20 protein-coding genes and 1 pseudogene are annotated in these 21,911 nt (G+C 70.6%); 19 read left to right on the forward strand and 2 right to left on the reverse strand.

What is annotated here, in order from left to right; translation table 11 throughout:
• Positions 1–250 precede the first annotated feature (250 nt).
• The 5 genes from dop to prcA all read left to right on the forward strand — a co-directional run bounded on the left by dop (position 251) and on the right by prcA (position 4,343).
• Positions 251–1,762, forward strand: coding sequence for a depupylase/deamidase Dop (dop, locus tag ACFUJR_RS10395; protein ID WP_383169260.1), 1,512 nt, complete (start codon positions 251–253; stop codon positions 1,760–1,762).
• A 136-nt stretch (positions 1,763–1,898) separates the two neighbouring features.
• Positions 1,899–2,111 (forward strand): ubiquitin-like protein Pup, encoded by a 213-nt coding sequence (locus tag ACFUJR_RS10400; RefSeq protein ID WP_383169262.1) that lies wholly within the window; start codon positions 1,899–1,901, stop codon positions 2,109–2,111.
• Between the two features lie 400 nt (positions 2,112–2,511).
• Entirely contained in the window at positions 2,512–2,745 is a 234-nt protein-coding gene (locus tag ACFUJR_RS10405) for an endonuclease VII domain-containing protein (protein ID WP_383169264.1), read from the forward strand.
• Positions 2,697–3,536: a proteasome subunit beta gene (gene prcB / locus ACFUJR_RS10410; RefSeq protein WP_383169266.1), complete on the forward strand. Its 840-nt coding sequence runs from the start codon at positions 2,697–2,699 to the stop codon at positions 3,534–3,536. The genes ACFUJR_RS10405 and prcB overlap by 49 nt, the downstream gene beginning before the upstream one ends.
• 45 nt (positions 3,537–3,581) lie before the next feature.
• Positions 3,582–4,343 carry a proteasome subunit alpha gene (prcA, locus tag ACFUJR_RS10415; protein WP_383169268.1) on the forward strand — a complete coding sequence of 254 codons (762 nt, stop codon included), beginning with the start codon at positions 3,582–3,584 and terminating at the stop codon, positions 4,341–4,343.
• 260 nt (positions 4,344–4,603) lie between these two features.
• Here the strand turns inward: prcA and ACFUJR_RS10420 are convergent, their stop codons facing one another.
• A complete protein-coding gene (locus ACFUJR_RS10420) occupies positions 4,604–5,620 on the reverse strand; it encodes a LacI family DNA-binding transcriptional regulator (protein ID WP_383169270.1) in 1,017 nt (338 codons plus the stop codon).
• A gap of 125 nt (positions 5,621–5,745) precedes the next feature.
• On the opposite strand from ACFUJR_RS10420, the gene ACFUJR_RS10425 reads away from it, so the two are divergent.
• The 14 genes and pseudogenes from ACFUJR_RS10425 to ACFUJR_RS10490 all read left to right on the forward strand — a co-directional run bounded on the left by ACFUJR_RS10425 (position 5,746) and on the right by ACFUJR_RS10490 (position 20,911).
• Entirely contained in the window at positions 5,746–7,068 is a 1,323-nt protein-coding gene (locus ACFUJR_RS10425; protein ID WP_383169272.1) for an MFS transporter, read from the forward strand.
• Positions 7,069–7,077: 9 nt separating this feature from the next.
• On the forward strand, positions 7,078–8,439 hold the full coding sequence (pafA, locus tag ACFUJR_RS10430; RefSeq protein WP_383169274.1) for a Pup--protein ligase: 1,362 nt from the start codon (positions 7,078–7,080) through the stop codon (positions 8,437–8,439).
• 118 nt (positions 8,440–8,557) lie between these two features.
• Complete coding sequence (locus ACFUJR_RS10435; protein ID WP_383169276.1) at positions 8,558–9,496, forward strand: FKBP-type peptidyl-prolyl cis-trans isomerase; 939 nt, start codon at positions 8,558–8,560, stop codon at positions 9,494–9,496.
• A 60-nt stretch (positions 9,497–9,556) separates the two neighbouring features.
• Complete coding sequence (locus ACFUJR_RS10440) at positions 9,557–9,937, forward strand: FKBP-type peptidyl-prolyl cis-trans isomerase (protein WP_383169278.1); 381 nt, start codon at positions 9,557–9,559, stop codon at positions 9,935–9,937.
• Positions 9,938–10,064: 127 nt separating this feature from the next.
• Entirely contained in the window at positions 10,065–11,021 is a 957-nt protein-coding gene (locus tag ACFUJR_RS10445) for a helix-turn-helix transcriptional regulator (RefSeq protein ID WP_383169280.1), read from the forward strand.
• 17 nt (positions 11,022–11,038) lie between these two features.
• Complete coding sequence (locus tag ACFUJR_RS10450; RefSeq protein WP_383169282.1) at positions 11,039–11,995, forward strand: helix-turn-helix transcriptional regulator; 957 nt, start codon at positions 11,039–11,041, stop codon at positions 11,993–11,995.
• Positions 11,996–12,138: 143 nt separating this feature from the next.
• On the forward strand, positions 12,139–12,378 hold the full coding sequence (locus ACFUJR_RS10455) for a hypothetical protein (RefSeq protein ID WP_383169284.1): 240 nt from the start codon (positions 12,139–12,141) through the stop codon (positions 12,376–12,378).
• 70 nt (positions 12,379–12,448) lie between these two features.
• Positions 12,449–12,646 carry a hypothetical protein gene (locus ACFUJR_RS10460; protein ID WP_383169286.1) on the forward strand — a complete coding sequence of 66 codons (198 nt, stop codon included), beginning with the start codon at positions 12,449–12,451 and terminating at the stop codon, positions 12,644–12,646.
• A 254-nt stretch (positions 12,647–12,900) separates the two neighbouring features.
• Complete coding sequence (tatA, locus tag ACFUJR_RS10465; protein ID WP_383169288.1) at positions 12,901–13,182, forward strand: Sec-independent protein translocase subunit TatA; 282 nt, start codon at positions 12,901–12,903, stop codon at positions 13,180–13,182.
• Positions 13,183–13,289: 107 nt separating this feature from the next.
• Positions 13,290–14,201 (forward strand): twin-arginine translocase subunit TatC, encoded by a 912-nt coding sequence (tatC, locus tag ACFUJR_RS10470; RefSeq protein WP_383169331.1) that lies wholly within the window; start codon positions 13,290–13,292, stop codon positions 14,199–14,201.
• 43 nt (positions 14,202–14,244) lie between these two features.
• Positions 14,245–15,159, forward strand: coding sequence for a diacylglycerol kinase (locus ACFUJR_RS10475; RefSeq protein WP_383169290.1), 915 nt, complete (start codon positions 14,245–14,247; stop codon positions 15,157–15,159).
• Positions 15,160–15,203: 44 nt separating this feature from the next.
• Positions 15,204–18,032 (forward strand): DEAD/DEAH box helicase, encoded by a 2,829-nt coding sequence (locus ACFUJR_RS10480; RefSeq protein WP_383169292.1) that lies wholly within the window; start codon positions 15,204–15,206, stop codon positions 18,030–18,032.
• A gap of 326 nt (positions 18,033–18,358) precedes the next feature.
• Positions 18,359–19,750 (forward strand): cytochrome P450, encoded by a 1,392-nt coding sequence (locus ACFUJR_RS10485; RefSeq protein WP_383169294.1) that lies wholly within the window; start codon positions 18,359–18,361, stop codon positions 19,748–19,750.
• Between the two features lie 19 nt (positions 19,751–19,769).
• Positions 19,770–20,911, forward strand: a pseudogene (locus ACFUJR_RS10490) (winged helix DNA-binding domain-containing protein).
• Positions 20,912–20,924: 13 nt separating this feature from the next.
• Here the strand turns inward: ACFUJR_RS10490 and ACFUJR_RS10495 are convergent.
• On the reverse strand, positions 20,925–21,869 hold the full coding sequence (locus ACFUJR_RS10495; RefSeq protein WP_383169296.1) for an ADP-ribosylglycohydrolase family protein: 945 nt from the start codon (positions 21,867–21,869) through the stop codon (positions 20,925–20,927).
• Positions 21,870–21,911: the final 42 nt, after the last annotated feature.

Consider the following 21,911-nt stretch of genomic DNA (forward strand, 5'->3'; position numbering starts at 1 on the left):
GCCACAGAAAAGGGGGGCGAGGACCGCGAACGCTCCATCGAAATGGGGACAAAAACGGGGCGTGCCTTTGGCCCCACCCCCTGGTGGCGGGGACCAGGCCCCAAGGCCCCCAACAGCCGGACGCTTTTCCCCGCATTTTCTCCGCAGGAATGACGTAATCGATCTCCCCACCGGCGTGGAGTCGCTCTAGGCTCGTCGGTACTTGTAGCGCCGCACCCGATGGGGAGCGCCGCCGGGCAAGGAGGGCCGCATGACCGTACGGCGAGTAATGGGCATCGAGACGGAGTACGGGATCTCCGTTCCGGGCCACCCGAACGCCAATGCCATGCTCACCTCGTCCCAGATCGTCAACGCCTACGCGGCGGCGATGCACCGGGCGCGCCGCGCCCGCTGGGATTTCGAGGAGGAGAATCCGCTGCGGGACGCCCGCGGCTTCGACCTCGCCCGCGAGGCCGCCGACTCCAGTCAGCTCACCGACGAGGACATCGGCCTGGCCAATGTGATCCTCACCAACGGAGCCAGGCTCTACGTCGACCACGCCCACCCCGAGTACAGCGCCCCCGAGGTCACCAACCCGCGCGACGCCGTCCTCTGGGACAAGGCCGGCGAACGGATCATGGCGGAGGCCGCCGAGCGGGCCGCCCAGCTCCCCGGCGCCCAGCCCATCCACCTGTACAAGAACAACACCGACAACAAGGGCGCCTCCTACGGCACCCACGAGAACTACCTGATGAAGCGGGAGACGCCCTTCTCGGACATCGTTCGCCACCTCACCCCGTTCTTCGTCTCCCGGCAGGTGGTCACCGGTGCGGGACGGGTCGGCATCGGCCAGGACGGCCGCGAGCACGGCTTCCAGATCAGCCAGCGCGCCGACTACTTCGAGGTCGAGGTCGGCCTGGAGACGACCCTGAAGCGGCCCATCATCAACACCCGCGACGAGCCCCACGCGGACGCCGAGAAGTACCGCCGGCTCCATGTGATCATCGGCGACGCGAACCTCTCGGAGATCTCCACCTACCTCAAGCTGGGCACGACGGCGCTGGTCCTCTCCATGATCGAGGACTCGTTCATCAACGTGGACCTCGCCGTCGACCAGCCCGTCCGCACCCTCCACCAGGTCTCCCACGACCCCGGCCTCCAGTACCTCGTCACGCTGCGCAGCGGCCGGACACTCACCGCGGTCCAGCTCCAGATGGAGTACTTCGAGCTGGCCAGGAAGTACGTGGAGGAGCGCTACGGCGTGGACGCCGACGAGCAGACCAAGGACGTCCTGGTCCGCTGGGAGGACACCCTCAACCGGCTCGAGAACGATCCGATGAGTCTGGCCGGCGAGCTGGACTGGATCGCCAAGCGCGAGGTCATGGAGGGCTACCGGCGGCGTGACGGCCTCGACTGGGACGCGGCGCGGCTGCACCTCGTGGACCTGCAGTACGCCGACGTGCGCCCCGAGAAGGGCCTGTACAACCGCCTGGTGGCCCGGGGGCGCATGAAGCGGCTCCTGGACGAGACCGAGGTCGAGAGGGCGGAGACCAAGCCTCCGGAGGACACCAGGGCCTACTTCCGGGGCCGGTGCCTGGAGCAGTACGCGGACGACGTGGCGGCCGCGTCCTGGGACTCCGTGATCTTCGACCTCCCCGGCCGTGACTCACTTCAGCGGGTGCCGACGCTGGAGCCCCTGCGGGGCACCAGGAACCACGTGAAGGAGCTGCTCGACCGGTGCAGGACGGCGGAGGAACTGGTCCGTGTCCTGTCGGGCGCCTGAAATGGCCGGGCACTGGGAATCATGGGACTAGTGCCCGGACGTTGTAGCAAACTGCGGGGCCGATGTCAGACCTGGCTTGTAGGGTCTGATCTTGAGAGACCCAACCGAGCGGGCCGATTCGAGCGGGGTGAGGGATATGGCGACCAAGGACACCGGCGGCGGACAGCAGAAGGCGACGCGTTCCACGGAGGAGGTCGAGGAGACGACCGCGGAGGGGAGCTCCGACCTCCAGGAACGCCAGGAGAAGCTGAGCGAGGACGTGGACTCCGTCCTGGACGAGATCGACGACGTCCTGGAGGAGAACGCTGAGGATTTCGTGAGGTCGTTCGTTCAGAAGGGTGGACAGTAAAGGTCGATTCCCTTCGAATCGAAGGGCCGGGGTGGGGCGAGTGGCGGAAGGCGTCGAGGCGAAGCGCTGTTCGCGGTGCAAGGAGCACAAACCGCGGGCAGCCTTCGCCGGTAATCGGTCCACGTCCGACGGGCTCCAGGCGTATTGCAAGGAATGCGCTGCCGCTTACTACCGTCAGCGGCAGGAGGCCATGGGACGGGCAGTGCGGGTGAAGGTACCCGTGCCGCAAGGACACAAACGGTGCCCGGACTGTGAGGAGATCAAGCCTCACAGTGAATGGGAGCGCAACAGGACCTCGTCGGACGGATGGTCCAGCTACTGTCGCGATTGCCGTGCAGAGCGGAATCGCATCAGCTATTTCAGGCGCAAGTATGGCCTCAGCCCGACGGAGTTGGATGCGATGATCAAGGAGCAGGTCGGCGTCTGCTGTATCTGCCTCGCCGCTCCTGCCGAGCATGTGGATCACTGTCACGAGACGGGTAGGGTCCGTGGCGTACTGTGCTTCAGCTGCAATGCAGCCCTGGGGCAGTTCAAGGATCGGCCCGACGCCATGAGGCGGGCCGCCGCATACGTGGAGGGACACGCGTGGAAGCCAACACTCGTAGCACCGGGCGTCTACCAGCTGCCTTCCTGACGCCGGGCTCGTCCTCGTTCATCGACTTCCTCTCCGCCCACTCGCCGGAGATGCTCCCGGGCAACCGGCAGCTGCCGGAGGGTGTCGTCGAGGCGCCGCACGGCACGACGATCGTCGCCGTGACCTTCCCCGGTGGAGTCGTGCTCGCCGGTGACCGGCGGGCGACCATGGGCAACATGATCGCGCAGCGCGACATCGAGAAGGTGTTCCCGGCCGACGAGTACTCGGCCGTCGGCATCGCCGGAACCGCCGGTCTCGCCGTCGAGATGGTCAAGCTGTTCCAGCTGGAGCTGGAGCACTTCGAGAAGGTGGAGGGCGCGACGCTCTCCCTGGAGGGCAAGGCGAACCGTCTGTCCACCATGATCCGCGGCAACCTCGGCATGGCCATGCAGGGTCTGGCCGTCGTGCCGCTCTTCGCCGGCTGGGACGAGGGCAAGGAGAAGGGCCGCATCTTCTCCTACGACGTGACCGGCGGCCGCTCCGAGGAGCACGGCTTCGCCGCCACGGGCTCCGGTTCGGTCTTCGCCCGGGGTTCGATGAAGAAGCTGTACCGCCCCGATCTCACGGAGGAGCAGGCCACCACGCTGGTCGTCCAGGCGCTGTACGACGCTGCCGACGACGACTCGGCGACCGGCGGCCCGGACCTGTACCGCCGTATCTTCCCGATCGTCACCGTCATCACCGACGAGGGCTTCCGCAGGCTCACCGAGGAGGAGTCCTCCTCGCTCGCCCGCTCGGTCACCGATCGGCGCCTGGAGCAGCCCGACGGCCCGCGCGCGGCCCTGCTCTGACCACTCGTCGTCCGTAGAATCCCAGAAGAAAGGGACGGGTAGCCGGTGTCGACTCCGTTCTATGTCTCACCCCAGCAGGCCATGGCCGACCGGGCGGAGTACGCCCGCAAGGGCATCGCCCGAGGCCGCAGTCTGGTCGTCCTGCAGTACACCGACGGCATCGTGTTCGTCGGTGAGAACCCGTCCCGCGCGCTGCACAAGTTCAGCGAGATCTACGACCGGATCGGCTTCGCTGCGGCGGGCAAGTACAACGAGTACGAGAACCTCCGCATCGGCGGTGTGCGCTACGCCGATCTGCGGGGCTACACCTACGACCGTGACGATGTGACGGCCCGGGGCCTGGCGAACGTGTACGCCCAGACGCTGGGCACGATCTTCTCCAGCGCCGGCGAGAAGCCGTACGAGGTGGAGCTGGTCGTCGCCGAGGTCGGCGAGGAGCCCGAGGGCGACCAGATCTACCGGCTGCCGCACGACGGCTCGATCGTGGACGAGCACGGCTCGGTCGCGGTCGGCGGCAACGCGGAGCAGATCAGCAGCTTCCTCGACCAGCGGCACCGTGACGGCATGTCGCTCGCCGAGGCGCTGAAGCTGGCCGTGCAGGCCCTCTCGCGGGACACCAACGGCAGCGAGCGGGAGATCCCCGCGGAGCGTCTGGAGGTGGCGGTCCTCGACCGCAAGCGTCCGCAGCAGCGCAAGTTCAAGCGGATCGTCGGGCGTCAGCTGGCGCGCCTCCTGGACGCGGACAACGCGGCGAGTGCCAAGACGGACGAGCCGTCCGACGAGATCGCGGAGGACTCGGAGGGGTAGAACTCCGGAAGAGCACGACGAGACGAAGGCCCCTGGAAACCGCCCCGCCGAGAGCGGCCCGGGGCCTTCGTCGCGCCCGCACCGGGCCGGTCCGGACCGCCCGGCTGGGGCCCGGACCGGCCGTCGTGCCTCGGACCGGCCGGTGGTCGGGATCGGCCGTGCGCGCTCCGGCAGGCCGGCGCGGCCCGGACCGGCCGTCGTGCCCCGGACCGGGCCCGCTTCGACGCCGCTTCGGCTCCGCTCCGGCAGGGCCTGGCCGTTCAGGCTGGGGCGGGGCCGGAGGAGGCTCGGGGGATCAGGGTCACCGGGAGGTCGCCGGGGTCGGGGCTGTCGCCCGCCAGGACGGCCAGGAGGGCGGCCATGCCGCGTTCGCCGATGTGCTCGGCGGGCAGCCGTACGGTCGTGAGTTCCGGCTCCACGGCGGTGGCGAGCGCCAGATCGTCGAAGCCGGTGACCGAGACGTCCTCGGGGACGCGCAGGCCGAGTCGGCGCGCGGCCTTGCAGGCGCCGGCGGCGAGGACGTCGTCGTCGCAGATCAGGGCCGTGGGGTGCGGTCCCGGGCCGGTGAGGGCGCGTTCGGCGGCGGCGCGGGCGCCGTCCACGTCGAGGGGTGCGCGGACCGTCCGTACGTCGGCGTCGCCCAGCGCGTCGGTGAGGGCCGCCGCGCGGACGTCGAACGTCCAGGACGGCACCGCCGAGGCCAGATGGACGAAGCGGCGGTGGCCCAGGGCGCTGAGGTGGGCGGCGACCTGACGCATGCCGTCGGCGATGTCGAGGTTGACGTGGGCGGCCGCGCCGGTGTCGGAGGGGTCGCTGTCGAGCATGACCAGCGGCAGGTCGGTGCCGTGGAAGGCCTTCAGGGCGTCGGCGGCCATGGAAGAGGCGATGATCCCGTCGAGCGCGGCCCGCGCGGAGGCGAAGGGGTCCTTGGCCGGGCCGACGCCGTCGGGGGAGGGGTAGAGCACGACGCCGAAGCCGTGGCGGGCGGCGACCGTGGCGGCGCCGGTGTAGACCCGGGCGAAGAACTCGTTGGTGAGCGCCGGGACGACCAGAAGCGCGGTCCTCGTGCGGCCGAGGCGGAGGTTCCGAGCGGCGAGATTCAGCCGGTATCCGAGCGTGCGGGCGGCCTCGCGCACGGCCTCGGCGGTGCGCTCCGAGACCCGGCCCCGCCACTTGTCGCCGAGGACCAGGGAGACGGTCGCCTGCGACACCCCGGCGGCCCTGGCGACGTCCCGACTGGTGGGTCGCGCCGAGCCGGGGGACTCTGGGGTCTGCACTCGTGCCTCCGCGAGAGGTGGTCCGCTGCCCTCGGGGTGGACCCGTGGGATCCCGCCATGGTACGTATGACCCCGGACGTTATACGTAAAACCTCGGGGGTGGGCACCGGGGGAGAGGAGACGACATGGCCACCGAGGCCAAGGAGAGCCGCGGATATCGCGACATCCTCAGGGCGCCGCACGCGCTGCGGCTGCTCACCGGCACGCTCGTCGGCCGGCTCCCCAACGGCACCGGGCCCATCGCCATCGTGCTCTTCGTCCGCTCCGAGGGCGGCAGCTACAGCCTCGCGGGCGGGCTCACCGCCGCGTACGGCATCGCCACCGCCGTCGGGCAGCCGCTCCTCGGCCGCGCCGTCGACCTGAAGGGGCAGCCGCGCGTCCAGCTCCCCGCCGCGCTCGTCTCCGCCCTCGGCATGATCGTCCTGGCCCTGGCCGGAATCAGCCCCCTCGCGCTCGCCTACGCGGCGGTCGTCGTCGCCGGGCTCTTCACCCCGCCCCTCGAAGGCGGGCTGCGTGCCCTGTGGCCGAGCGTCCTCGGCCGGGAGGACCGGGTCCACCGGGCCTACGCACTGGACGCCGTCGCCCAGGAAGTCATGTTCACCGTCGGCCCCCTGCTGGTGACCCTCCTGGTGGCCCTCTGGTCGCCCGCCGCGGCCCTGTTCGTCCTCAACGTCCTGGGCGTCCTGGGGGCGCTCTCCGTGGTCCTCTCCGAGCCCTCGCGCGCGTGGCGCTCGGAGCCCCGCGAGGCGCACTGGCTCGGCGCCCTGCGCTCGCCCGGCCTCCTGGCCCTGCTCGGCTCGTTCTTCTTCGTCGGGCTCGCCCTCGGTTCCATCACGGTCGCCGGCCTCGCGTACGCCGACGACCGGGGCAACGAATCCGCGTACGGCTGGCTGATGGCCGCCCTCGGCCTCGGCGCGCTGACAGGCGGCGTCCTCTACGGCGCCCGTCGCTGGGCGGGCGCCCCCGAGCGGCGGCTGACGGTCATCGTCGGTCTGCTCGCCCTCGGTTATCTCCCGCTCATGCTCACCCCCGGTGTCCTGCCGATGACCGCCCTCGCGGCGCTCTCCGGCGTCTTCCTCGCCCCCGCCCTCGCCTGCGGCTTCATCGTCGTCGACCGGCACGCCCCGAGCGGCACCGTCACCGAGGCCTTCTCCTGGCTCGTCACGACCTTCGGCGTGGGCGCCGCACTGGGCTCCGCGGTCGCCGGGCCGGTCGTCGAACTCGCCGGAACCACCGCGGGCTTCGCCGTCGCCGGAGCCGGTGGCGCGGTGGCCCTCCTGGTCCTGCTGGCCACCGGCCGGGTGCTCGCGGCGCCCGGACGCGGCACGCGACACGCCGTCAGCGCGGCCACGGGCGGGGCGGGCCACACCGAAAAGAACACGCACTCATCGGAAAATGATCGAAACGGGGCCGTCGAACCCGGTTTCAGCTCAGGCCTTCAGGCGTAATGTTCAGACATGGACCGCCGCATTTTCGGGCTGGAGAACGAGTACGGCGTCACGTGCACGTTCAGGGGACAGCGCCGACTGTCTCCTGACGAAGTGGCGCGCTACCTCTTCCGCCGTGTCGTGTCATGGGGCCGCAGCAGCAATGTCTTCCTGCGGAACGGCGCCCGCCTGTACCTGGACGTGGGTTCGCATCCGGAATACGCAACGCCGGAATGCGACAACGTGACCGAACTGGTCACCCACGACAAGGCCGGCGAGCGCATTCTCGAAGGCCTGCTCGTCGACGCCGAACGCCGCCTGCACGAGGAGGGAATCGCGGGCGACGTCTATCTCTTCAAGAACAACACCGACTCGGCGGGAAACTCCTACGGCTGCCACGAGAACTATCTCGTCGCCCGCCACGGCGAGTTCTCCCGGCTGGCGGACATCCTCATTCCCTTCCTCGTCACCCGACAGCTCATCTGCGGCGCCGGAAAGGTGCTGCAGACCCCGCGTGGCGCGGTCTACTGCGTCTCCCAGCGGGCCGAGCACATCTGGGAGGGCGTCAGCTCCGCGACGACCCGCTCCCGTCCCATCATCAACACCCGTGACGAGCCGCACGCGGACGCCGAGCGCTACCGCCGGCTGCACGTCATCGTCGGCGACTCGAACATGTCCGAGACGACCATGCTGCTCAAGGTCGGCGCCACCGACCTCGTGCTGCGCATGATCGAGGCGGGCACCGTCATGCGCGACCTGACGCTGGAGAACCCGATCCGGGCCATCCGCGAGGTCAGCCACGACATCACCGGCCAGCGCAAGGTCCGCCTCGCCAGCGGCCGAGAGGCCTCCGCCCTGGAGGTCCAGCGCGAGTACTACGAGAAGGCCGCGGACTTCGTCGACCGCAGGGGTATCCGTACGGGCACGGTCGCCCAGGTCCTGGAGCTGTGGGGCCGCGCGCTGGACGCGATCGAGGCCGAGGACCTGGACCGGATCGGCACCGAGATCGACTGGGTCATGAAGTACAAGCTCATCGAGCGGTACCGGGCGAAGAACAACATGACCATGTCGCACCCGCGCGTCGCGCAGATAGACCTCGCGTACCACGACATCCACCGTCGCCGCGGGCTCTACTACCTGCTGGAGCGCAAGGGGCAGGCGGCACGGATCTGCAACGACCTGAAGATCTTCGAGGGCAAGTCCGTGCCCCCGCAGACCACCAGGGCGCGACTGCGCGGCGACTTCATCCGCCGTGCGCAGGAGCAACGACGGGACTTCACCGTCGACTGGGTCCACCTCAAGCTCAACGACCAGGCGCAGCGCACCGTGTTGTGCAAGGACCCCTTCCGGTCCGTCGACGACCGGGTGGAAAAACTGATCGCCGGAATGTAGGACATCGGCGTACGAAGTGCCGCGGCCCCGCGCGATCGACGCGCGGGGCCCTTGGCCTGTCCGGACGGTCCCCTAGAGTGTCGAGCAACTAATGTGCCGTCTGAGATCTGAGGAACACGTGCGCCGACTTGCCGGCCTACTGGTCGTCCCCTTGCTGCTGCTCTCGACCGCGGCCTGCGGCAGCGACGACGGAGGCTCCGATTCCGCCCAGATGAAGAACGGGCTGCCCGCCATTACCGCGGGTGAGAAGTTCGGGGAGAAGCCCACCCTCTCGAAGGGCGAGGGCGACCCGCCCAAGGAGCTCAAGGTCAACGTGATCAGCGAGGGCGACGGTGCGGTCACGAAGAAGGGCGACGCGCTCCAGGTGAACTACCTGGGCCAGGCCTGGGACTCGACCACCCCCTTCGACAACAGCTTCGACCGGGGGACGCCGTTCGACCTGACCCTCGGTGCCGGCCAGGTCATCAAGGGCTGGGACCAGGGCCTCGAGGGCCAGAAGGTCGGCAGCCGTGTCGAGATCGGCATCCCCCCGGAACTCGGCTACGGGGAGCAGGGCCAGGGTGACATCAAGCCCAACGCCACCCTCGTCTTCGTCGTGGACATCCTGAAGTCCACCACGATCCCGAAGTCCGCCGAGGGCACCGAGGTCGCCCAGGACAACAAGGACCTTCCCAAGGTCGGTACGAACACCGACGGCAAGGCCCCCTCGCTCACCGTGCCGAAGGTGGACCCGCCCACCAAGCTCGTCTCCAACTACATCCTGGAGTCCAAGGGCGAGGTCGTGCAGGGCACCGACACGGTCGTCGTGAACTACGTCGCGGCGCTGTGGAAGGACGGCAAGGTCTTCGACTCGACGTACGCGACGGGCAAGACCCAGAACTTCCCGCTGGCACAGCTCACGTTGAAGGGCCTCAAGAACGGGATCACCGGCAAGAAGGTCGGCAGCCGCATCCTGATCGTCGCCCCGCCGTCCGAGGCCTTCGGCGACCAGGAGCAGCAGGGGATTCCGAAGAACTCCACGCTGGTGTTCGCCGTCGACATCCTGGCGAAGATGTAAGACTGTCCCGGTCGCGCACTTCACCGTTGCGCGGTTCATCAGTTTGAGGAGCACACTGCAGTGAGCATCGAGAAGCCCGAGGTCGACTTCCCGGGCGGCGAGCCGCCGGCCGACCTGGAGATCAAGGACATCTGGGAGGGCGACGGCGAGGTGGCCGGCGCCGGCGACTTCGTCAAGGTCCACTACGTGGGTGTGGCCTTCTCCACCGGTGAGGAGTTCGACGCCTCCTGGAACCGCGGCAGCGCGCTGGACTTCCAGCTCGGTGTCGGCCAGGTCATCCAGGGCTGGGACCAGGGCGTGCAGGGCATGAAGGTCGGCGGCCGCCGCCAGCTGGTCATCCCCGCGCACCTCGCCTACGGCGACCGGGGTGCGGGCAGCGCGATCGCCCCCGGCGAGACGCTGATCTTCGTCTGCGACCTGGTCGCGGTCAAGAAGCGCTGACCGGATCCGCTCGAACGAGGGCCCGTGCCTGCCGAGGCACGGGCCCTCGGCTTTTGCCCGGACACCCCGGGGCGGTACGGTCGGATGTCCCCAGAAGTCAATCCGGCAGAAGAGGTGCAGGGCGTCGATGGCGATTGCCAAGGCCGAGCGGCTGATGAATCTGGCCCTCTGCCTGCTCGGGACCCGCAGACCGCTCAGCAAGCGCGAGTTGCGCGGCTCCATCGAGGCCTACATGGAAGCCGGAACCGACGACTCCTTCAACCGGATGTTCGAGCGCGACAAGGATGATCTGCGCGAGCTCGGCCTGGTCATCGAGACCGTCGAGAACCTGGAGGGCGAGACCGGCTACCTGGCCCGCCGCGACTCCAACCGGCTCCCCCCGATCACCCTCGACGCCGAGGAGGCCGCGGCGCTCGGCCTGGCCGCCAGGGTCTGGCAGCAGGCCCGCCTCGCCGGTGCCGCCAGCGGCGCCCTGCAGAAGCTCCGCGCGGCCGGCATGCCCGAGGCCGAGGACTCGTACGACGCCCAGCACAGCGCGCTCGAACCGCGCATCCCGGTGCACGAGGCCGCCTTCGAGCCCCTGATGCTGGCCTGCCGCGACCGCCGCCCGGTCGTCTTCGACTACCGCAAGGCGACGGCGGCCCGCCCCGAGACCCGCCAGGTCGAGCCGTGGACCCTGGAGTGCTGGCGCGGCCACTGGTACCTGGCCGGCTGGGACCGCGACCGTGGTGCCGAGAGGGTCTTCCGCCTCTCCCGTATCACCGGCAAGGTCCGCTCCCGGGCCGGCGCCTTCACCGCGCCCGTGCCCGACGTGGTCACCGTCCGCGAGACCGTGGAGAGCTGGGCCGGCGAGAGCGCCACCCGCTCCGCCCGCATCCGCCTGCGTGCCGGTTGCGGCTACCCGCTGCGGGCCCGCGCCCAGTCCGTGCACGAGGGCGCGGACGGCTGGGACGAGCTGGAGATTCCGTACGGGCACGGCCTGGACGCCTGGCTCGTGGAGTTCGGTCCCGATGTCGTCGTCATCGAGCCCGCGGATCTGCGGGCCGACGTGGTGGACCGGCTGCGCGCCGTGGCCAAGGGCTGAAGGGGGAGACGTACAGCATGGCTGCGAACGCGATCGACCAGACGAGGCGGATGCTCTCCCTCGTCACCTACCTGCGGGAACGGCCCGGCGCGCATGTCGCCGACGTGGCCCGCGCCTTCGGGATCACCGAGGACGAGCTGATCTCGGACCTCGACGTGCTGCCGATGTGCGGCACGAGCTTCCGCGGCGGCGACCTGCTCGACATCGACACCGACGGTGACCGGATCTGGTGGCACAACCCGGACGATGTGGCCGAGCCGCTGCGCCTCGCCGCGGACGAGGCGACGGCGCTGCTGGTCGCCGCGCGGGCCGTGGCGACGCTGCCCGGGCTGCGGGAGAGCGACCGGGAGGCCCTGCTGCGGGCCACCGCCAAGCTGGAGACGGCGGCCGGTGAGGTCGCCGGGGCGAGCGCGCGGCTCTCGGTCACCTTCGAGTCCGAGGGCGGTGTCTTCGCCGAGGTGGACCGGGCGATCTCGGAGCGCCGGCGGCTGTGGGTGCGGTACTACTCGCCCGCCCGTGACGAGCTGACCGAGCGCGAGGTGGACCCGATCCGGCTCTTCGCCGTCGGGCACACCTACATGGAGGCGTGGTGCCGGCTCTCCGAGGCGCGCCGCACCTTCCGTCTCGACCGGGTCGCCGAGATCCGGATCCTGGACGAGCACGCCGCGCCGCCGGAGCTCGAACTCCGGGATCTGTCGGAAGGGCTCGTCCAGCCGTCCGCGGAGGACCCGGAGGTCGTCGTCGAGGTGGGACCCGGTGGCCGCTGGGTCGCGGAGTACTACCCGCACGACCGGGCCGAGGAGCTGCCCGACGGCGGGCTGCGCATCACGCTGCGCACTCCGACTCCCGCCTCGTTGCGGCGGCTGGCGCTGCGGCTCGGCAGCGACGGGCGGATCGTGTCCCCACAGGACCTCGCCGACAGTGCGAGAGAGGCGGCGTCCGCGGCACTCGCCGCGTACGAGGGCCAGGAGTAAGGCAGGGGAGTGTGACATTCCCCGCCGAGTCGACGCAGTTGCCGGGGGAGGGTGAAGACGTGGTGGTGGGGGACGCGGGACCGAGTACAGGCAAGCGAGAGCGCGGGACGAGAGGTACGAGGGAAATGTCCGTGATGCACGGAATGACGGCTTCGATCGCACCGGTCTTCTTCAAGGCCGCCTGCCCGGACTGTCGTGCCTGCTTCGAACTCTCCGCTGGCGCCCTGCGTCTCGCCATCGGCGCCAGCCGCCGTACCACCTTCTACTCGTTCACCTGCCCCGAGTGCGGCAGCTCCGTCCGCAAGCCCGCGGGTGAGCGGATCGTCGAACTCCTCACCGGCGGCGGCGTCCGCACCCTGCGGCTGCACTCCTCCACCGTCTGACGCCCTGCCCGGCGGTCGTCCCGTGCCTCGCCGGACCGCTCGGCATCCGGACAGCGTCTAGGCTCGGCACATGTTCTGGCCCATGCTCGCCATCGCACTCGGCTTCCTCGGTATCGCCGTCCTCGGCATCCTCGCCATCAGGGTCTTCCTCGAAGCCCAGCGACTCGGCCGCGAAGTGGCCCGCACCACCGAGCGCATCAACCGTGCCGCCGAAGACCTCGAACGCGCCGCCACCGACCTCGGCCAGACCGGCGGGGCGCTGCGCTAGCACACGGAATCCGTGCCGTGCGGCAGCGCTCTGCGGGCGCGGGTGGTGGTCTCCTCGCCTGCGGCAGCGCGGGGTACGCTGCTGATCGCGGCCCAGATTCATGAGGTGCGGGTCGCAAACGGGTGTACGCACGGGGATTGCCCTGCGTTTACTCGTGCGCGTTACGATCGCTGACGGTCGGGTTCGGACACCAGTCCGGGCGGCGGCCGCCAGACCAGCACCACGCCGCCTCGATGAGAAGGTAGACCACGCTTATGTTCCGTCAGATCGGCCCTCTCGAGATCAGCCTGATCCTCCTTGTCATCGTGCTGCTCTTCGGAGCCAAGAAGCTGCCCGAGATGGCCCGTTCCCTCGGCAAGTCGGCGCGCATCCTGAAGAGCGAGGCCAAGGCGATGAAGTCGGAGGGCCAGCAGCCCGCCCCCGCCGACCCGCCGGCCGAGCAGCCCCCGGCCGCGCAGCGCACCATCAAGGCCTCCCCTGGCGACGTCACCTCCGCCCGGCCCGTGACCGAGCCCTCGGACACCACCCAGCGCTGACCCCGCTCGACCCCCAAGGCCGCTGCACGACGGCCTGCCGCACGAGATGAGGACGTGGGTTGCTCAAGCCTGCCCGCACGAAGAAGGAGAAGGACCCCGAGGGGCGGATGCCGCTCGTGGAGCACCTGCGCGAGCTGCGCAACCGGGTCGCCAAGGCGATGCTCGCGGTCGTCGTGACCTCGGTGGTGGCCGCGTTCTTCAGCCAGCAGCTGATGGACTTCCTCTCCTCGCCCGTCCCGAAGTGCCCGCCCGGCACCTCGATCGCCGACAACACCGGCGGGCGCTGCGTCGTCATCGCGTACCAGACCGTGCTGTCACCGTTCACCTCGACGGTGAAGGTGGTCATGCTGGCGGGTGTCATCGCGGCCTCTCCGGTCTGGCTGTACCAGCTGTGGGCGTTCGTCGCGCCCGGCCTGCACAAGAGTGAGAAGCGCTACGCGTACTACTTCGCCGCCGTCGCCGTGCCGCTCTTCGCCGCCGGCGCCTACGTCGCGTACCTGATCATGCCGGTCAGCGTGAAGGTCCTGATCAGCATCACGCCCGAGGTCGCCTCGAACTTCGTCTCCCTCGACGACATCCTGGACTTCACCACGCGCATGGTGCTCGTCTTCGGACTCGCCTTCGAACTGCCCCTGCTGCTGATCATGCTCAACTTCGCCGGCGTCGTGACCGGCAAGCGCATGGCGGGCTGGTGGCGCGGCGTGATCATGGGCGTCTTCGTCTTCGGTGCGATCGCCACCCCGTCGACCGACCCCTTCGGCATGATCGCCCTCTCCGGGCCGATCATCGTCCTCTACTTCATCGCCGTCGGCATCGCGATCCTGAACGACCGGCGCCGCGCCCGGAAGGACCCGGACGCCGAGCTCGACGACGACGAGGCCTCCAGCCTCGACCTCACCCCCGAGGCCGTCGGAGCCGTCGAAACGGTCAGCGCCGCCCGCGCCCTGCGCGAGCAGTCCGCCGGCGAGGCCGACGGCGGAAGGTCGCTCCGTCCCGGCGGTTACGACGACATCACCTGATCTTGTAGGGTCCTGCCCCCAGCTCCGTCCGGGGGGGACCCCCATGACCCGCGAGATCAGCCTCCTCGTGAACCCCACCGCGGGTCGCGGCCGGGGCGCGCACGCCGCGCGACCCGCCGCTCGCGCCTTCGAGGACGCCGGATTCACCGTCCGCACCCTCCTCGGCGCCGACGCCGACGACGCCCTGCGGCGCGCCCGCGAGGCCGTCGTGGGCGGAACCGGCGCGCTCGTCGCCGTAGGCGGCGACGGCATGGTCTCCCTCGCCCTGCAGGCCGTGGCCGGGACCCGTACTCCGCTCGGTGTGGTCGCCGTCGGCACCGGAAACGACTTCGCCCGCGCCCTCGGCCTGCCCCTGCGTGCGCCGACGGCCGCGGGCCGGCTCGCCGCCGAGCTGCTCCAGGGCGAGGCCGGGCGCGACATCGACCTGGGCAGGGTCGGCGACCGGTGGTTCGGCACCGTCCTCGCCTCCGGCTTCGACTCCCGGGTCAACGACCGCGGCAACCGTATGCGGCTGCCCGTCGGCCGCTTCAGGTACGACCTCGCGATGATCGCCGAGCTCGCCGCCTTCCGGCCCGTCCCGTACCGCCTCACCTTCGACGACGGCACCGAGCGGCAGGTCGAGGCCACGCTCGTCGCGGTCGGCAACGGCACCTCGTACGGCGGCGGCATGCGGATCTGCGCGGGGGCGAGCATGGACGACGGGCTCTTCGACGTCACCGTCGTCGGCGACTGCAGGCGTACGACGCTGATCAAGGTCTTCCCGCGGGTCTACCGGGGCACCCACCTCGACCACCCCGCGGTCACCGTCCACCGCGTCCGCTCCCTCACTCTCGACGCGCCTGACGTCACCGGATACGCCGACGGCGAGCCGCTCGGACCGCTTCCGCTGACCGCCGACTGCGTGCCCGGAGCGCTGCGGGTCCTGGCGCCTCCGGCCGGGTCTTCGGTCCCTCATTAAAGATCGCGTCACTGTCAGAGGTGGCGGGTAGGCTCGACAGCAAGATGACAGAGGACCTCACACCAGCCGAAGCGTACGCAGCTGCCCGGGCCCGCAACGCCGAGCAGGCCACGGCGCTGGCCCCCTTCCGCGAGATGTACGAGTTCGGTCTGGATCCCTTCCAGATCGAGGCCTGCCAGGCACTCGAAGCGGGCAAAGGCGTGCTCGTCGCCGCGCCCACCGGCTCGGGCAAGACCATCGTCGGCGAGTTCGCCGTCCACCTCGCCCTGCTCCAGGGGCGCAAGTGCTTCTACACGACACCGATCAAGGCGCTGTCGAACCAGAAGTACGCCGACCTCGTGAAGCGGTACGGCCCGGGCAAGGTCGGCCTCCTCACCGGCGACAACAGCGTCAACGGGGACGCCCCGATCATCGTCATGACCACCGAGGTCCTCCGCAACATGCTGTACGCGGGGTCCCAGGCGCTCAGCGGCCTCGGCTACGTGGTCATGGACGAGGTGCACTACCTCTCGGACCGCTTCCGCGGCGCGGTCTGGGAGGAAGTGATCATCCATCTCCCCGAGTCGGTGACTCTCGTGTCACTCTCCGCGACCGTCTCCAACGCCGAGGAGTTCGGCGACTGGCTCGACACCGTCCGGGGCGACACCGAGGTCATCGTCTCCGAGAGCCGTCCCGTGCCGCTCTGGCAGCACGTCCTGGCCGGCCGCCGGATGTACGACCTCTTCGAGGAGGAGACCGACCACGGCGGCCGCGGCGCGGCGCGCCGCGAGGTCAACCCCGACCTGCTGCGCCTGGCCCGCACGGAGAACTCCCGTACGTACAACCCGCGTGAGCGGCGCCGCGGCAAGATGGTCCGCGAGGCCGACCGCGAGCGCGAGCGCCGTCAGCGCTCCCGTATCTGGACGCCCGGACGGCCCGAGGTCATCGACCGCCTCGACGCCGAAGGACTCCTTCCCGCCATCACCTTCATCTTCAGCCGGGCCGGCTGCGAGGCCGCCGTCCAGCAGTGCCTCTACGCGGGCCTGCGGCTCAACAACGACGAGGCGCGGCAGCGGGTCCGCGAGATCGTCGAGGAGCGCACGGCCGCGATCCCGTCCGAGGACCTCCACGTCCTCGGGTACTACGAGTGGCTGGAAGGCCTGGAGCGCGGCATCGCCGCCCACCACGCCGGCATGCTGCCCACGTTCAAGGAGGTCGTGGAGGAGCTGTTCGTCCGCGGTCTCGTCAAGGCGGTCTTCGCGACCGAGACCCTCGCGCTGGGCATCAACATGCCCGCCCGGTCCGTGGTTCTGGAGAAGCTCGTCAAGTGGAACGGCGAGCAGCACGCCGACATCACCCCCGGCGAGTACACCCAGCTCACCGGACGCGCCGGCCGCCGCGGCATCGACGTCGAAGGCCACGCGGTCGTTCTCTGGCAGCGCGGTCTGGACCCGGGCCACCTCGCCGGACTCGCGGGCACGCGTACGTATCCGCTGCGCTCCAGTTTCAAGCCGTCGTACAACATGGCCGTCAACCTGGTCGACCAGTTCGGCGCCCACCGCTCGCGCGAGCTCCTGGAGACGTCGTTCGCGCAGTTCCAGGCAGACAGGTCGGTCGTCGGCATCTCCCGCCAGGTCCAGAAGAACGAAGAGGGCCTGGAGGGCTACCGGGAGGGCATGACCTGCCACCTCGGGGACTTCGAGGAGTACGCGCGACTGCGCCGCGACCTCAAGGACCGCGAGACCGAACTGGCCAAGCAGGGCGCCGCGCAGCGGCGGGCGGCCGCCGCCGCCTCCCTGGAGAAGCTGAAGCCGGGCGACGTCATCCACGTGCCCACGGGCAAGTTCGCCGGACTGGCCCTCGTCCTCGACCCGGGGATCCCGGCGGGGCGGACCAACGGCCACCGCGGCTTCGAGTCCCACGACGGGCCGCGCCCGCTCGTGCTCACGGCCGAACGGCAGGTCAAGCGGCTCGCGTCGATCGACTTCCCGGTACCGGTCGAGGCCATGGAGCGCATGAGGATCCCCAAGTCCTTCAACCCGCGCTCCCCGCAGTCCCGCCGGGATCTCGCCTCCGCGCTGCGCACCAAGGCGGGCCACCTCCACCCCGAGCGGCACCACAGGCAGCGTGCCGCCGCGGCCGACGACCGCGAGATCAGCCGGCTCCGTACCGAGCTGCGCGCGCACCCCTGTCACGGCTGCGACGAGCGTGAGGACCACGCCCGTTGGGCCGAGCGCTACCACCGGCTGGAGCGTGACACCCGGCAGCTCGAACGGCGCATCGAAGGCCGGACCAACACGATCGCCCGCACCTTCGACCGGATCGTCGCGCTCCTCACCGAGCTCGACTATCTGCGCGGCGACGAGGTCACCGGCAACGGCAAGCGGCTCGCCCGGCTCTACGGCGAACTCGACCTGCTGGCGAGCGAGTGCCTGCGCGACGGGGTGTGGGAGGGTCTGACCCCGCCGGAACTGGCGGCGTGCGTCTCGGCGTTGGTGTACGAGGCACGTCAGTCCGACGACGCCGTGGCGCCGAAGCTCCCCACCGGGAAGGCCAAGGCCGCGCTCGGCGAGATGGTGCGGATCTGGGGGCGTCTCGACGCCCTGGAGGAAGAGTTCAAGATCAATCAGGCGGAAGGGGTGGGACAGCGCGAGCCCGACCTCGGCTTCGCCTGGGCCGCCTATCAGTGGGCGTCCGACAAGGGGCTCGACGAGGTCCTGCGGGAGGCGGAGATGCCCGCCGGTGACTTCGTGCGCTGGTGCAAGCAGGTCATCGACGTCCTGGGGCAGATCGCGGCCGCGGCGCCGAAGGAGAACAGCACCGTCGCCAAGAACGCGCGCAAGGCGGTGGAGTCGCTGCTGAGGGGAGTCGTGGCGTACAGCTCGGTGGGCTGACGCTTCGCTTCCGAACCCGCCTGCAGGGGCCCGTGGCCGCCGCCACGGGCCTCTCGGCGTGCGCGAGGCGTGCGTCGGGCGTGCCCTTGGCGTGTCCCCGTCCCACGTGCTCTCCGCGTGCCCACGTGCTCTCGGCGTGTCCGCGTGTTCCTGGCGTTCGAGGGCTGCCGTCGGGCTGACCGAGGGTTTCTTTCCCGACGGCGCGGTATTCGTCCGGCAGGGGCGGAGTTGTCCACAGGGGCGTTGTCCACAGGGGTGGCGGAGTGTCAGGCCTCTCCGATTCCATGGACTCACACACCGGGCAACACCGCTGGGAGGGGACGCACGTGACCACGCAAGCCGGTTCGGCCGCCGTCGAGGAGACGGCCGGCGGACACCCGATCGTGCCGGGGCCACGAGGTGTACCGCTGCTCGGGAACCTTCCGGAGTTCGGCAAGGACCCGCTCGCCTTCTTCGAGCGGCTGCGCGAGCGCGGTGACGTCGTCAGCTGGCGCTTCGGACGCGGCCCGGCACTCTTCATCGCGCATCCCGACACCATCGGTGAACTCCTCACCCAGGTCGAGAGCACCTTCGACCAGCCCGACCTCGGCATAGCCTTCCGCACGCTGCTGGGGAACGGAGTCGTGGTCGCCAAGGGCGCCGACTGGCGCCGCAAGCGCTCCCTCGTCCAGCCCTCCGTCCGGCCCAAGCAGGTGCGTTCCTACGCAGCCACGATGGCCGAGTGCGCCGTCGGCCTGGCCGACCGGTGGAGCGACGGACAGCGCATCGACATCAAGAAGGAGATGGCCGCCCTCACCCAACTGATCGCCGTCCGGACCATCTTCGGCGTGGACACCGCCGCCGACGCGGAGTCCATCGGCCGTGCCATGGATGTCGCCCAGAAGGAGATCGGCGCCGAATTCAGCGGCATCGGAGCCCTGTTGCCCGACTGGGTGCCCACACCGGGAAGGGCGCGTATCAAGCGCGCCACCGCCGTCATCGACGCCGAGGTCGCCCGGGTGGTAGCCCGCCACCGCGATGGCGATGGCGACGGCGACCGGCCCGACCTCCTCAGCCGGCTCCTCGCCGCCCAGGACGAGACCGGCGCGCACCTCTCAGACCAGGAGATCCGCGACGAGACCGTCACCCTCTACATCGGCGGACACGAGACCACCAGTTCCACCCTCGTCTGGGCCTGGCATCTGCTTTCCGGCAGTTCCCGGGTGCGGGACGCACTGGGGGAGGAGCTGGACCGGGTCCTCGGTGACCGTGAGCCGGGCTTCGACGACTACGCCCAGCTGACGTACGCGCAGGCCGTCGTGAAGGAGACGCTCCGGCTCTACCCGACCATCTGGCTCCTCACCGGTGTGGCCCGGGAGGGCGCGAAGCTCGGCGGGATGCCGATAGCGCCCGGGACGCGGGTGTGGAGCAGCCAGTGGGCCACGCACCGGGACGGGCGCTGGTTCGGCGATCCGGACGAGTTCCGCCCGGAGCGTTGGGGCACGGTGGAGGGCGAGGTCGGGGACGACATACCCGAGTACGCGTGGTTCCCGTTCGGCGGCGGGCCCCGGGTGTGCCTCGGGACGCGGTTCGCGATGGTCGAGGCCGTCCTGATCCTCGCTGTCCTCGCCCGTCGGTTCCGGCTCGACCTCGACCCCGGCGAGATACGCCCCGTGCCGAGCCTGACCCTCCAGCCCGACCGGGAGGTCCTCGCCACGGTCCGGACGCGCCGCCCGTGAGGTGCGGGATGATTTCCGCATGAAGATCAGCGCCCGGGGGCTCAACCGGTCGACCCTCGCCCGGCAGTTGCTGCTCCGTCGGGAGAACGTCGGTGCCGCCGACGCGGTACGGAGGGTGGTCGCGCTGCAGGCCCAGCAGCCGGCTTCGCCGTATCTGGCCCTGTGGAACAGGATCGCCGGGTTCGACCCGTCCGAACTCGACGAGGCCTTCGCGCACGGGACGGTCGTCAAGACGACCCTCATGCGGATCACGCTGCATGCCGTCCACGCCGACGACTACCAGGCCTTCCGTACGGCCCTGCACCCCGTACTGAGGGCCGGGCGGCTCGGTGACCGTTTCACGGTCTCGGGTCTGACCCCGCGGACGCCGACACGCTCGTCCCGGAGCTGCTGGCCTTCGCGGACCGGCCCCGGACGAACGCGGAGTACGAGGCCTGGCTGGAGCAACGGGTCGGGACCGCGCCGAAGTCCGGGGCCTGGTGGGGGCTGCGGCACTACACGCCGTTGCTGCACGCGCCCACCGCGCCACCGTGGTCGTTCGGGGAGCGGCCGTCGTACGTCGCACCCCCGGACCCGCCGGCGCCGCCGACGCCGGAGGTGTCCGACGCCGCGCTGGGGACGCTGGCCCTGCGCTATCTCGCCGGGTTCGGGCCCGCGTCCGCGGCGGACGTGGCGCAGTTCGCGATGGTCCAGCGGGCCAGGGTCAGGAGGGTGCTGACGGCGCTGGGCGACGAGCTGGTACGGGTGGAGGGACCGGACGGGGAAGAACTGTTCGACGTGCCGGGCGCGCCCCGCCCGGACGAGGACACGCCCGCTCCTCCCCGGCTGATGGCCATGTGGGACAGCACGCTGCTGGCCTACGCCGACCGCAGCCGGGTCATCCCACCCGACTACCGGCCGGTGGTCATCCGCAGGAACGGAGACGTGCTGCCGACCCTGCTGGTCGACGGCCATGTCGCCGGGGTGTGGCGTCCCGCGGAGGGAGGGATCGAGGCGACGGCGTTCCACGGTCTTCCGGACGAGGTCTGGGAGGGGCTCGCGGCCGAGGCCCGGTCGCTGACGTCGTTCCTCGCCGCGCGCGAACCACGGGTCTACAGCCGCTACGCCCACTGGTGGAGCAGGCTGCCGGCAGGAGAGAGACGGGTCCTGCCGGGCGCGTGAGGTGCGGACCCGATCACCGGGTACGAGGGACCGGGACGGTGGCGAGGGCGGTGGCCAGGCCGCGGAGGTCGTCGGCTCGGAGGACCCGGTCGCCGAAGCCGGGGAGCGGGACATGGAGGGGGTCCGTCCAGCGGGACGGGATCGCGGCGGGGCCGTGGACCGCGCCCGCGAGGAGGCCGGTGACCGCCGCGACGGTGTCCGTGTCGCCGCCGAGGTCGATCGCCGCCGCCATCGCCTCCTCGAAGGTGCCGGTCGTGCGCAGGGCCCAGACGGCCGACCCGAGGCAGGGCCAGACCGCCCCGTTGAACTCCGTCGCGTCGTCCGGATGCCAGCCGGGCGCAAGGACGGTGGCCCAGCGTTCCCGCTGAGCCGGGGCGACGGCTTCGAGGGCGGCGGGCAGGGCGGAGAGCGGGTCGTCGCCGAGGAGGGCGACGCGGACGAGTTCGTGGAGGACGGCCGTGCCCTCCCAGGCGGCCTCGTCGCCGTGGGTGAGCGCGGCGATGCGGCGGGCGGCGGCCATGGTGGCCTCGCACCCCGCAGCGGCGAAGTGGACGGCCGACGTCGAGGCCCGCATCAGCGAACCGTTGCCTGCCGCACGCCCGTTGACCTGGAAATGGCGGGCGGCCGCGGTGTCCCAGGGATCGCCGCTGCCGAGGACGTCCTCGGTCTGGAGTCCGATGTCCTTGGGTTCGGCCGCCGCCCAGGCCACGAACCGGGCGAAGACGTCCGGCAGATCGAGGCCACCCCGTTCGAGCAGCGACTCCCCGACCAGGACGGCCATCTGGGTGTCGTCGGTGGCCTCACCGGGGTCCCAGCCGCCGCCCCCGCACATCTCACCCCGCTCCGAGGGGAACCGTTCCCGGTACACCCCCGGCAGCCCGAACTCGAAGGGAGCGCCGAGCGCGTCCCCGACGGCGGAGCCGAGCACGGCCCCCACGGCCCGGTCGATGGTTCGCATCGGACCAGCCTAAGAGTGCGCGGGCCGGCATGTCCGGATGGA

Source organism: Streptomyces sp. NPDC057271 (assembly GCF_042668715.1).
Taxonomy (GTDB): domain Bacteria; phylum Actinomycetota; class Actinomycetes; order Streptomycetales; family Streptomycetaceae; genus Streptomyces.